The organism is Pseudomonas sp. R25(2017) (genome assembly GCF_002112565.1).
In the GTDB taxonomy this organism is placed as follows: domain Bacteria; phylum Pseudomonadota; class Gammaproteobacteria; order Pseudomonadales; family Pseudomonadaceae; genus Aquipseudomonas; species Aquipseudomonas ekonensis.
The window spans coordinates 131915-143969 of sequence record NZ_NEHZ01000007.1 but is presented as its reverse complement, the minus strand read 5'-3'; the positions used below and the strand labels follow the sequence as shown (position 1 = coordinate 143969).

12 protein-coding genes are annotated in these 12055 nt (G+C 67.5%); 2 read left to right on the top strand and 10 right to left on the bottom strand.

Translation table 11 applies throughout. The features are described from left to right. Positions 1–35: 35 nt before the first annotated feature. From CAG31_RS11165 to CAG31_RS11145, 5 genes are all read right to left on the bottom strand, one after another. Positions 36–287, bottom strand: a complete 252-nt coding sequence (locus tag CAG31_RS11165) for a YfhL family 4Fe-4S dicluster ferredoxin (protein ID WP_009683359.1) — start codon at positions 285–287, stop codon at positions 36–38. Between the two features lie 102 nt (positions 288–389). Further along, positions 390–869, bottom strand: coding sequence for a pantetheine-phosphate adenylyltransferase (gene coaD / locus CAG31_RS11160; protein WP_085580902.1), 480 nt, complete (start codon positions 867–869; stop codon positions 390–392). Between the two features lie 115 nt (positions 870–984). Beyond that, positions 985–2580, bottom strand: coding sequence for a GMC family oxidoreductase (locus CAG31_RS11155; protein ID WP_085580900.1), 1596 nt, complete (start codon positions 2578–2580; stop codon positions 985–987). Between the two features lie 58 nt (positions 2581–2638). Continuing rightward, positions 2639–3184 (bottom strand): twin-arginine translocation pathway signal protein, encoded by a 546-nt coding sequence (locus CAG31_RS11150; protein WP_085580898.1) that lies wholly within the window; start codon positions 3182–3184, stop codon positions 2639–2641. 28 nt (positions 3185–3212) lie between these two features. Beyond that, a complete protein-coding gene (locus tag CAG31_RS11145) occupies positions 3213–4643 on the bottom strand; it encodes a coniferyl aldehyde dehydrogenase (RefSeq protein WP_085580896.1) in 1431 nt (476 codons plus the stop codon). 146 nt (positions 4644–4789) lie between these two features. On the opposite strand from CAG31_RS11145, the gene CAG31_RS11140 reads away from it, so the two are divergent. Continuing rightward, entirely contained in the window at positions 4790–5461 is a 672-nt protein-coding gene (locus tag CAG31_RS11140) for a TetR/AcrR family transcriptional regulator (protein WP_085580894.1), read from the top strand. 30 nt (positions 5462–5491) lie between these two features. Next, positions 5492–6346, top strand: a complete 855-nt coding sequence (locus CAG31_RS11135; protein ID WP_085580892.1) for a sulfurtransferase — start codon at positions 5492–5494, stop codon at positions 6344–6346. A 169-nt stretch (positions 6347–6515) separates the two neighbouring features. Here the strand turns inward: CAG31_RS11135 and CAG31_RS11130 are convergent, their stop codons facing one another. The 5 genes from CAG31_RS11130 to CAG31_RS11110 form a co-directional block, all read right to left on the bottom strand. Beyond that, positions 6516–7352, bottom strand: coding sequence for an AraC family transcriptional regulator (locus tag CAG31_RS11130; protein ID WP_085580890.1), 837 nt, complete (start codon positions 7350–7352; stop codon positions 6516–6518). A 4-nt stretch (positions 7353–7356) separates the two neighbouring features. Continuing rightward, a complete protein-coding gene (locus tag CAG31_RS11125; RefSeq protein ID WP_085580888.1) occupies positions 7357–8355 on the bottom strand; it encodes a hydrolase in 999 nt (332 codons plus the stop codon). A gap of 82 nt (positions 8356–8437) precedes the next feature. Beyond that, positions 8438–9046, bottom strand: a complete 609-nt coding sequence (rsmD, locus tag CAG31_RS11120) for a 16S rRNA (guanine(966)-N(2))-methyltransferase RsmD (protein ID WP_085580886.1) — start codon at positions 9044–9046, stop codon at positions 8438–8440. Continuing rightward, complete coding sequence (locus CAG31_RS11115) at positions 9046–10533, bottom strand: pitrilysin family protein (RefSeq protein WP_085580884.1); 1488 nt, start codon at positions 10531–10533, stop codon at positions 9046–9048. Before CAG31_RS11115 ends, rsmD begins: the two co-directional genes overlap by 1 nt. Further along, the gene (locus CAG31_RS11110; protein WP_085580882.1) at positions 10526–11881 is read right to left on the bottom strand and encodes a pitrilysin family protein; all 1356 of its coding nucleotides are present in this window, start codon (positions 11879–11881) and stop codon (positions 10526–10528) included. Before CAG31_RS11110 ends, CAG31_RS11115 begins: the two co-directional genes overlap by 8 nt. Positions 11882–12055: the final 174 nt, after the last annotated feature.

Sequence of the window (12055 nt, the reverse complement as noted above, 5' to 3'; positions counted from 1 at the left end):
CCAGCCTGCTGACGATGAGGCCGATAGGGCCCGGATCAGGCCTTGCCGGTGATCCGGCGGTACTTGGCCATCAGTTGCTCTTCGGTTTCCGGATGGGCTTCGTCCAGCGGGATGCAGTCCACCGGGCAGACCTGCTGGCACTGCGGCTCGTCGTAGTGGCCCACGCACTGGGTGCACAGGTTCGGGTCGATCACGTAGATCTCTTCGCCTTGGGAAATGGCCTCGTTCGGGCACTCGGGTTCGCAGACGTCGCAGTTGATGCAATCGTCGGTGATGATCAGGGACATGCTAACTCCAGCCGGGGCGGCAGGCCCGGGCGCTATCTATCAGTGCGCGCAATTGTGCCGCATTGGCGCCTGCAGTGCACGCAGGCGCCGTTTGAACGGTCGTCACTTCTTGAAGCGCAGGGTCAGGGCCTCGGCCACGGCCGGGTGGACGAACTTGCTGATGTCGCCGCCCAGGGCCGCGATCTCGCGCACCAGGGTCGAGGAAATGAACGAATAGCGCTCGGACGGGGTGAGGAACAGGCTTTCCACGTCCGGGGCCAGTTGGCGGTTCATGTTGGCCAGCTGGAATTCGTACTCGAAGTCCGAGACCGCCCGCAGGCCGCGCAGGAATACGTTGGCGTTCTGCTCTTTGGCGAAGTGCGCCAGCAGCGTCGAGAAACCGACCACTTCCACGTTCGGCAGGTGCTTGGTGACCTCGCGGGCCAGCTCGACCCGTTGCTCCAGCGGGAACAGCGGGTTTTTCTTCGGGCTGGCGGCCACGGCGATGACCACATGGTCGAACAGGCGCGAGGCGCGTTCGACCAGGTCGCCATGGCCCTTGGTGATAGGGTCGAAGGTTCCTGGGTACAACACTCGGTTCATCGCGTCGTCCTGGCGGGAATCCGTTGGGGAGTCGGATGGTATCGCAGCCGTCCCGGTCGGCCAAGTCGCCTGTTGGGTAAGAAAGCACTATAGACGTCGGGGAAACGGCGCCCTTTCATGGGTTCTTCAGCCGTTCGGCCAGGGCCGTCGCCAGTTGCGCGGTCAGGCCGTACACCGACAGCTGCGGGTTGGCGCCGATGCTGGTGGGGAACAGCGAACCGTCGTGGATCGACAGGTTGCCCAGCTGGTGATGCCGGCCGAGGCTGTCGGCGACGGCGGTCTTCGGGTCTTCGCCCATCGCGCAGCCGCCCATGACATGGGCGCTGCCCAGGCGCGTGCGGTACAGCGCAAGGTCCAGGCCGTCGATCATTGCGCGGGCCTCGGCCAGGCTGTCCACGTAGCGCGCATCGGCGTGCATCGGCATCACGGCCTTGGCGCCGCCGGCGAACTGGATCTCGGCCATGCTGTGGAACGCCCGGCGCAGGCCTTCCCAGGTGTGGGGCGAAACCGGGTAGTCGAGCACCGGCGAGCCGTCGCCGCGCAGCTCGACCGTGCCGCCGGGGCTGTCCGGGTGGAAGCCGTCGCGCAGCAGGGCGAGCATCGCGTGGGTCTTCGGCAGGTCGGCCATGTGCTGCGCGTTGTCCCGGCCGAAGCTGCCGAGCAGGGTCGCGGCCAGCGCCGGGTGCAGCGGCGGCACTTCGAGCTTGTAGCCCATGGGGCCGGTGGTGCCGTCCTTCCACTGGAAATGGTCGGAGTAGATCGACTGCGGCGCGCCGTAGAACGGGTTGATCACCTCGTCGAAGCGCCCGGCGGACATGTTCACCAGGTGCAGGAACGTGCGCTGGCCCAGGCGCCCGTGCGGATCCGGCGCCTGCGAGCGCATCAGCAGCGCCGGGCTGTTGATGCCGCCGCCGGCCAGCACGTAGTGCCGCGCCTTGACCGTGACCGTGCGCCCGGTCGGCGCCACGCAGCGTTCGTCCATCGCCACGCATTGCAGGCCGGTGACCTTGTCGCCGCTCATCAGCAGTTTTTCCGCCCGGGCCAGGTACAGCAGTTCTGCCCCCTTTTCCAGGGACGCGGGAATGGTCGTGACCATCATCGACTGCTTGGCGTTGGTCGGGCAGCCCATGCCGCAGTAGCCCAGGTTCCAGCAGCCGCGCACGTTGCGCGGGATCAAGTGCCAGCTGTAGCCGAGCGCCTCGCAGCCCTTGCGGATCACGTCATTGTTGGCGTTGGGCGGCACCAGCCACGGGGCGATGCCGAGGCGCTGCTCCATTTTCTCGAACCACGGCGCCATCTCGGCGGGGCTGTGGCCCTTGACGTTGTGCTCCTTGGCCCAGTGCTCCAGGGTCGGCTCCGGGGTGCGGAAGCTCGACGTCCAGTTGACCAGCGTGGTGCCGCCCACCGCCCGGCCCTGAAGGATGGTGATCGCGCCGTCCTTGCTCAGGCGGCCGATGCCTTCCTGGTAGAGGCTGCTGTAGGCCTGGTCCTCCAGCAGTTTGAAGTCGCTGCTGGTCTTGAGCGGCCCCTCTTCGATCAGCAGTACCTTGAGGCCGGCGGCGCTGAGGATCTCCGCGGTGGTGCCGCCGCCGGCACCGCTGCCGATGATCGCCACGTCGGCTTCCAGCGTCAGGTCGTCGGTCAGCTGCGCGCCGTTGTGGGTCTTCCAGCCGCGGGCGAGGCCTTCGCGGAACGGGTCGGGTACGGGCATGTTCAGGCTCTCTTATTGTTGACTGCCGGACGGCAGGGTTCGGCGGCGGCGACGCGGTTCAGACAGAGGGCGGGCCGGGATAGCCGCAATGGGCCCAGGACTCGGCGCGCTTGTACCAGGCCATCATCACCATCTGCAGCAAGGAGCTGTGGCCCATGCGCAGCAGGCTCAGCGAGCTGTTCCGCCAGCGTTCGAGGAAGTGCCGGACGGCCTCCGGTTCGGCGTTTTCCCAACTGCCCCAGATCCCGGTCAGCGGGCCCCGGGTCACGACCATGCCCAGCACGTCGAACAGTTGCCGGCTGAGCTTGAGCATTTCCGGCGAGAGATGGTCGAGGCCGTGGTCGAGCGACTGGAGGGTGTCCTCGACGGCGGCGGCCATTTTGTCGGCGGCCACGGCGCCGTCGAGCATCACCGGGATCAGGGCGCGCAGGAACGGCAGGTCGTTGCTGCGCAGCGCGGCATAGCCGCTGGCCGGCACGCTGGACGAACAGCCGCTGAGGCTGGCGCCCAGGCCGGCGGTGGCGAGGAACGCCGTGGCGCCGAGGCTGAACTTCAGCAGGCCGCGGCGCGACAGCGCAGGTGTTTCGGTCAGGCTTGGGTGCATTGTTGTTATTACCCGGCGGTGACGGTGGTCAGCGAATGAACAGTTTCTGGATCAGTTTCTGGATCGCTGTGCCGTAGGGCGGGTAGATCAGCTTCGCGGCGTTGAAGCGCTGCTTGACCAGCACGCCCTTGGCCTTGCTGAACGTCAGGAACCCCTCGTGCCCATGGTAGTGGCCCATGCCGGACGGGCCGATGCCGCCGAACGGCATGTCGTCCTGGGCCACGTGCAGCAGCGTGTCGTTGAGGCAGACGCCGCCGGAGTGGGTCTCGTGCAGCACGCGTTCCTGTTCGCGCTTGTCGTAGCCGAAGTAGTAAAGGGCCAGAGGACGGGGTCGCCGGTTGATGTAGGAGAATGCCTGATCCACGTCCCGGTACGGCACGATCGGCAGCAGCGGGCCGAAGATCTCGTCCTGCATTACGGTCATGTCGTCGCTGACGTTCAGCAGCAGGCTGTGGGGCATGCGCCGGCCCTGGCCCTGCTCGAACAGCGGAATCAGCAGCGCGCCCTTGCCGGTGGCGTCGCTGAGGTAGCCGTTGAGCCGCGCCAACTGGCGCTCGTTGATGATCGCGGTGTAGTCCGGGTTGTCGGCCAGGGTCGGGTAGAACCGGTGCGCGACCTGGCGGTAGGCTTCGACGAAGGCGCCGACCCGGTCTTCCGGCACCAGCACGTAGTCCGGAGCGACGCAGGTCTGGCCGGCGTTGATCATCTTGCCGAAGGCGATGCGTTCGGCGGCGTCCTTGAGCGGCACGTCACGGGACACGATGGCCGGGGACTTGCCGCCCAGCTCCAGGGTCACCGGCGTGAGGTTTTCCGCCGCCGCGCGCATCACGTGCTTGCCGATGCTGGTGGCGCCGGTGAACAGTAGGTGGTCGAAACGCAGTTTCGAGAACGCGACGCCGACGTCCGACTCGCCGAGCACCACGCACACCAGGTCTTCGGGGAAGATCCGCGCCAGCAGGGCCTTGAGCAGCAGGCCGGTGGCCGGGGTCGATTCGCTGAGCTTGAGCATCACCCGGTTGCCCGCCGCGAGCGCGCCGGTCAGCGGGCCGATGGCCAGGAACAGCGGGTAGTTCCACGGCACGATCACGCCGACCACGCCCAGCGGCTGGTACACGACCTTGGCCGAGGCCGGCTGGAAGGCGAGGCCGACCTTGCGCCGCGACGGTTTCATCCAGCCCTTGAGGTGACGGCTGGCGTAGTGGATGCCGTGCAGGCTGGGCATCAGCTCGGCGATCAGGGTTTCGTCGGCGCTGCGGTGGCTGAAGTCGGAGCTGATCGCGTCGACCAACGCCTGCCGTTCATCGCTGAGCAGGTCGCGCAGGGCCTTGAGCCATTGCTGGCGCTGGGCGGCGGGTGGCATCGGGTTGGCGGCGTAGGCGGCCCGTTGCGCGTCGAACAGCCGGTTGAGCTCTTCCAGCGGCTGTTGCAGCGATTGCAGGTAGGCGATATCGGCAGTCATTGTCGGCTCCGGTTTTGTTGTCGTGAGGAACTTTTTAGAGTCTATGCTCTAGAAAGTCAATTCACTTCCTGGCGCGGCAAGGTTTTATCCCGTTCCGGATAGGTCGTAAGATGCCCCTCAACGCACTCTGAATTAAAGCTCAAGCCATGGCCCCACGGATCAAAACCAGCGAGCGCATCGTGCAGAACAGCCTCGAGCTGTTCAATCAGCAGGGCGAGCGCAGCATCAGCACCAACCACATCGCCGCCCACATGGAGATCTCTCCGGGCAACCTGTACTACCACTTCCCCAACAAGCAGGCGATCATCGCCGTGCTGTTCAGTGAGTACGAAACCCTGGTGGACAGCTTCCTGCGCCCGCCCCAGGGGCGCCCGGCCACGGTCGAGGACAAGCGCTACTACCTCAAGGAGCTGCTGTCGGCGATGTGGCGCTACCGGTTCCTGCACCGCGACCTGGAACACTTGCTCGACAGCGATCCCGACCTGGCGGCGCGCTACCGGCGCTTTTCCCAGCGCTGCGTGATCCAGGGCACGGCCATCTACGAGGGGTTCGTCGCCGCCGGGATCCTGAAGATGGACCGGGTGCAGATCGAATCCCTGACCCTCAATGCCTGGATCATCCTCACCTCTTGGGTGCGGTTCCTGTGCACCACCCGCGAGAACGCCAAGCACCTGAGCGAACAGGCCGTCAAACGCGGCGTGTACCAGGTGCTGGTGCTGGAGGCTGGGTTCGTCACCGAGCAGGCGCGCGACGAGGTCAACGCCCTGTTCGACGAGTTCTACGTGCCGCTGGCCCAGGCCCTCGAAGAAACGCCGTAACCCCTTCTTTTGAACAAGGAGTCGTCCGCTATGCCGATTGCGCAACTGATCAGCCCTCAAGCGCTGGATGCCCGCAAGGATCAGCCGGGACTGGTGATCCTCGATTGCCGCTTTGCCCTGGAGGATCCGGACTACGGCCAGCGCAGCTACGCCGAGGGGCACATCGCCGGGGCGCATTTCGCCGACCTTGAGCGCGACCTCAGCGGCCCGGTGGTCAAGGGCGTGACCGGTCGCCATCCGCTGCCGGAGCCGGCGGCGCTGGTGGAGCGCCTGCAAGCGTTCGGCATCGATGCCGGCAGCGACATCGTGCTCTACGACGACGGCCCCGGCGCCTACGCGGCGCGGGCCTGGTGGCTGCTGGCGTGGCTGGGCAAGCGCGACGGCGTGTTCATCCTCGACGGCGGGCTCAAGGCCTGGCACGCCGCCGGGTTGCCGCTGAGCCTGGATCCGCCGTCGACGTTCCGCGGCAGCTTCAGCGGCCAGCCGGACCTGCGCTTGCTGCTGAGCGCCGCGCAACTGCAGCAGCGCCTGGGCCAGAGCGGCCTGACCCTGCTCGACGCCCGGGCCCTGCCGCGCTTCAAGGGCGAGGTGGAGCCGATCGATCCGGTCGCCGGCCACATCCCCGGCGCGCAATGCGCGGCGTTCACCGACAACCTGGGCAGCGACGGCAGGTTCCTGCCGGCCGACCGGCTCAAGCAGCGCTTCGCGGCGCTGCTCGGCGACCGCTCACCGGGCGAACTGGTGGCCTACTGCGGCTCCGGGGTGACGGCGTGCCATAACCTGTTCGCCTTGTGCCTGGCCGGCTATCCGTTGGCCGAGCTGTATGCCGGTTCCTGGAGCGAATGGATCAACGACCCGGCCCGGGGCATCGCCACCGGCGAGTGACCGGCGGCGCCTTGACTGGCGCCATCGCCAGCAGGCTGGCTCCAACAGAGGATTGCGGTTGAATGCAACTCCTTGTTCGCCGCAGACCCTGTGGGAGCCAGCCTGCTGGCGATGGCGTCCGGTCAGGCAGCACTGCACCGACTGAAACGGCACTCCCACAAGGTGTGTGTCAGCGCGCCAGCGAATGCCGGGCGCTGCGGTACGCCGCCGGCCCCACGCCATAGACCTGCTTGAACTGCCGGCTCAGATGGCTCTGGTCGGCAAAGCCCAGTTGCGCGGCGACCTCCACCGGCAGGCAGCCGCCTTGCAGCAAGCCCCGGGCGCGGGCGATCCGTTGCTGCATCAGCCAGGTGTGGGGCGGCATGCCGGTGGCGCGGCGGAACACCCGGGCGAAGTGGAAGGGCGACAGGTTCACCGCCGCCGCCAGTTCTTCCAGTGAAGGCGGCGCCGCCAGTTGCGCGTGCAGCAGCTCCTTGGCGCGCACCACCGCCCGGTGCTCCTTGCCGGGCTGGCCCGCGTCCGGCACCGCCGCATGCCGCTGCAGCAGCTGCATCATCATCTCGCGCCACGCCGTTTGCTGTTGCAGCGCGGTGGCCGGGCTTTCCAGCAGCCGGTGCAACTGGCAGAAACCGGCGACCAGGTCAGGGTCGCGGTACAGCGTCGCCCCGAACGCCGGCAGCGGCGCGGTCGGCAGTTCGAGCTCTTCCAGCAGTGACAGGATCTTGCCGGTGTCGGGATAGAACGCCCGGTACAGCCAGCCGTCGTCGGTGCCCTTGTGGCCGGTGTGCAGCTCGTCCGGGTTGATCAGCACCAGGGTGCCGCTGCCCGCCAGGTGTTCGGCGCCGCGGTAGCGGTAGCGCTGGGCGCCGGCCATGATCATGCCGATCACGTAGCCGTCGTGGACATGGGGCGCGAAGCGCTGGTCGATGTAGCGCGCCGACAGCAGCTCGATCCCGGCCAGCGGCTCGGTCTGCCAGAAACGGATCGATTCGCCCGGGCCGCTCATGCCGTCAACCGCGCCCGGCCGCGGTCAGCCACTGCGGGATGCGCCGTTCCAGGTAATAGCCGGGCTGGCGCAGCGTGCCGTCGACGAAACCGACATGGCCGCCCCGGGCCTGCAGTTCGAAACGGGTCGAGGCGGACAGCTCGGCGGCCTGCGGCAGGCTGTGGGGGAACACGAAGGGGTCGTCCGCCGCCTGGATGATCAGGGTCGGGGTGCGGATCTCGCCGAGGAAGTAACGGCTGGAGGCGCGGCGGTAGTAGTCCTCGGCGTCGGCGAAACCGTTCAGCGGCGCGGTCACCCGGCCGTCGAAGTCCCAGAAGGTGCGCATGTTCTCCAGCGAGCCTAAGGCCGCCAGCGTCGCCAGGCCGTCTTCGCGGCCGTCGTGCTGGAACCGGCGCTGCTTGTTCTTGATGTAGGCGACCATCTCGCGCATGAAATGCGCCTGGTAGACCTTGGAGAAGCCTTGGCCGATGCGGTCGGCGCACTGGTCGAGGCGAAACGGCACCGACACCGCCACCGCCCCGAGCACGCCGCTGGCGCTGCCGGTCTCCCCCAGGTGCTTGAGCAGCACGTTGCCGCCCAGGGAGTAGCCGACCGCATAAAGAGGCGCCAAGGGCCGCTTGGCCTTCAGGTGGCGGATGGCTTCGGCCAGGTCTTCGCTGGCGCCGGAATGGTAGCTGCGCGCCAACAGGTTCGGCTCGCCCGAGCAGCCCCGCCAGTTCAGCGCGACGCTGGCCCAGCCCTGCGCGGCGAGGGCCGCCTGGATCCCGGCGACGTACGGCGAGTTGGACGAGCCGGTCAGCCCGTGCAGCACCAGCACCAGCGGCGCCTCGGCGCTGTGGGGGCCGTGCCAGTCGAGGTCGAGGAAGTCGCCGTCGTCGAGCCACAGCCGTTCGCGCTGGCGGTCAAGGTGCACGGTCTTGCGCCACAGCGGCCCCCACAGTGTCTGCAGGTGCGGATTGCCGAGGCCGAAGGCGGGGGTGAACGGTTCAGGTGAGGCGGACACGACGATTCTCGATGCGGCGTTGGGGCAAACCCTGTTGTGGCGACGGAGCAAGCACCCTCGCCGCAGGGTGTTCAGTGCGTTGTCAGCCGGCGACCGAGGCCATGCGTTGCCACAGCGCGTAATGCACCTGCCCGGACTTCTGTTCGCGGTGCAGGCGCCAGTTGCCCGGCAGGCCGAGGGTCGACGGCGCGCTTTCGCTTTCAGTGTAGATCCACGCATCGGCGGCCAGCCACTGCCGTTCCTCCAGCAGGGCGCACACTGCCGGCAGCAGGTTCTGGTTGAACGGCGGGTCGAGGAACACCAGGTCGAACGCGCGGGCCGGCTGGGTCTCCAGGTAGCGCAGCGCGTCGGCGGTCTGCACCTGGCCGGTGGTGCAGCGCAGGGTGCCCAGGTGCTCCTTGAGGCTGGACACCGCGACATGGCTGGCGTCCAGCGCCTGGCCCATGGCCGCGCCACGGGACAGGGCCTCAAGGAACAGCGCGCCGCTGCCAGCGAACGGGTCGAGCACCTTGGCCCCCGGCACGTACGGCATGAGCCAGTTGAACAGGGTCTCGCGCACCCGGTCCGGCGTCGGGCGCAGGCCTTCGACGTCGGGGAAGCTCAGTTTGCGGCTGCGCCATTCGCCGCCGATGATGCGCAGCTGGTTCACGCCGTTGTGTTGGCGCTGGGGGGATTTCTTCTGCTGGGCCATTAATGCTCCGGAACCCCGAGCGGCTGCTCGGCGGGTTTGTCAGATGGGGCCGGTAACGGCTTTTGCGGCACGGTCGGGCCAGCGCTGACGATGACCAGCTTGTCCGTGCTCAGGTGTTTGTTCATCGCATCCTTGACCTGCTCGACCGTCAGGCTCTGGGACTGGCGCATGAAATCGTCCAGGTAGCTCAGCGGCAGGTTGTAGAAGCCCATGGCGCCGAGCTGGCCGACGATGTCGGCGTTGCTGGCGGTGGACAGCGGGAAGCTGCCGGCCAGTTCGCGCTTGGCGTCGTCGAGCTCTTTTTGGGTCGGGCCGCTCTTGAGGTAGTCGGCCAGCACGTCCTGCACCAGTTTAAGGGTGCCCTCGCTCATCTCGGCGCGGGTCTGCAGGTTGATCATGAACGGGCCCCGGGCCTGCATCGGGCTGAACGCCGAGTACACGCCGTAGGTCAGGCCGCGCTTCTCGCGCACTTCGCTCATCAGCCGGGTGCCGAAACCGCCGCCGCCCAGGATCTGGTTGCCCATCGACAGCGCCGCGTAGTCCGGGTCGTCACGGTCGATGCCCAGCTGCGCGAGCATCAGGTTGGTCTGCTTGGACGGGAACTCGATGTGGCCGACGCTGGCCTTGGGCTCCTGCGGCGGGGCGATCTTCGCCAGCGCCGGGCCCTTGGGCAGGGCGGCGGACACCTGGTTGGCGATGGCCTCGGCCTCGCTGCGCGACAGGTCGCCCACCAGGGCGATCACTGCGTTGCCGGCGGCGTAGGCCTTGGCGTGGAAGTCGCGCAACTGCGCCAGGGTGATCTTCGGCACGCTCTGGGCATCGCCGTCGCTGGCGTGGGCATACGGATGATCGCCGTACAGGCGCTTCATCAGTTCCAGGCTGGCGAGCTTGCCGGGGCTTTGCTTCTGGTATTCGAAGCCGGCGAGCAGCTGGTTCTTGATGCGGGCGAAGGAGTCGGCGGGGAAGGTCGGCTTGCCCACCACGTCGCAGAACAGCTTGAGCGCCGGCTCGCGCTTGTCCGCCGCGCTCAGGCTGCGCAGCGAGGCGATGGCCATGTCCTTGTAGGCGCCGTTGCCGAAGTCCGCGCCCAGGCCTTCAAAGCCCTGGGCGATGGCGCTGACGTCCTTGCCGGCCACGCCTTCGTTGAGCATGGCGTTGGTCAGCACGGCCAGGCCCGGCGCGTTGCCGTCCTGGCTGCTGCCGGCGGAGAAGATCAGGCGCATGTCGAACATCGGCAGCTCGCGGGCCTCGACGAACAGCACCCGGGCGCCTTCGGCGGTGTGCCAGGTCTGCACGTCGAGCTTGCGGCTGGCCGGGGCCTTGCCGTCCAGTTCGGCCAGCGACTGGAGTTTCTGGCTGGACTTGGCGTTGTCCAGCGCTTCGCTGGCGCCGGACTTGTCGCCGGGGGCGAAGTACAGCGCGCTGGCGCCGATCAGCGCCGCGGCGAGCAGGCCGAGCATCAGGCGTGGGGTTTTGCGCTCACTCATGAGTCGTCTCCAGGGGCAGGACATGGGCGACGCTGAGACGTTCGCGGGTGAAATACAGTTTGGCGGCGTTCTGGATGTCTTGCGGGGTGACGCTTTCCAGGTCGGCGAGTTCGGTGTCCATCAGTTTCCACGACAGGCCGACGGTCTCCAGCTGGCCGATGGCGCTGGCTTGGCTGGTGATCGAGTCGCGCTCGAACACCAGGCCGGCGATCACTTGGGCGCGCACCCGCTCCAGTTCTTCGGCGGACGGCGCGGTGGTCTTCAGCTGCTCCAGCAGTTTCCACAGGCCGGCCTCGGCCTGGGCCATGGTCTTTTTCTTCTGGGTGTTGGGCGTGGCGGACAGGGTGAACAGGCTGTCGCCGCGGGTGTAGGCGTCGTAGTTCGACGCGCCGCCGGACACCAGCTCTTCGCCGCGCTCCAGCTGGGTCGGGATGCGCCCGCTGTAGCCGCCGTCGAGCAGGGCCGAGATCAGGCGCAGGGCATTGACCGAGCGCTTGTCGTCGGCGGTGGAGAGGCTCGGCACGTTGAAGGCGAGCATCAGGCTGGGCAGTTGCGTCTGCACATGCAGGGTGATCTGGCGTTCGCCGGGTTCGGCCAGCTCCAGCGGCTTCTTCGCCGGCGGCACATCACGCTTGGGGATCGGGCCGAAGTAGCGCTGGGCGAGGGTCTTCACCTCGTCCGGGGTGACGTCGCCGACCACCACCAGGGTGGCGTTGTTCGGCACGTACCAGGATTCGTACCAGTGGCGCAGCTCCTGGACCGTCATCCGGTCGAGGTCGGCCATCCAGCCGATGGTCGGCGTGTGGTAGCCGCTGGCCGGGTAGGCCATGGCCTTGAAGCGTTCGAAGGCCTTGGACATCGGCTTGTCGTCGGTGCGCAGGCGGCGCTCCTCCTTGATGACCTCGATCTCCTTGGCGAACTCCTCCGGCGGCAGGCGCAGGCTGGCCATACGGTCGGCTTCCAGCTCGAAGGCCACGCCCAGGCGGTCGCGGGCCAGCACCTGGTAGTACGCGGTGAAGTCGTCGCTGGTGAAGGCGTTCTCTTCGGCACCCAGGTCGCGCAGGATCAGCGAGGCTTCGCCGGGGCCGATTTTCTCGCTGCCCTTGAACATCATGTGTTCGAGGGCGTGGGACAGGCCGGTCTGGCCCGGAGTCTCGTAGCTGGAGCCGACCTTGTACCAGACCTGCGACACCACCACGGGGGCGCGGTGGTCTTCGCGCACGACGACCTTCAGGCCGTTGTCGAGGGTGAATTCATGGGTCGGTTGCGGGTCGGCCGCCAGGGCCGACAAGGGCAGGCAGACGGTGCCGAGCAGCAGGCCGGCGGCGCGGCGGGCGAGAGCGTTCATTGATTTTCAAACCTGTTGTGCTGCCCGCTTGGCCTTAGCCTAGGCGGGCGAGGAGGTGCTAGGATACTGATCCGTTTTACCGGCGGCCACGCCTATCGGGTCCGCAGACTTGTTCGGGCTGTATGGGTTCGCGGCAAAAGGCTTTGGTTTCTCAGCTAAACTTTGCCTTTTCGC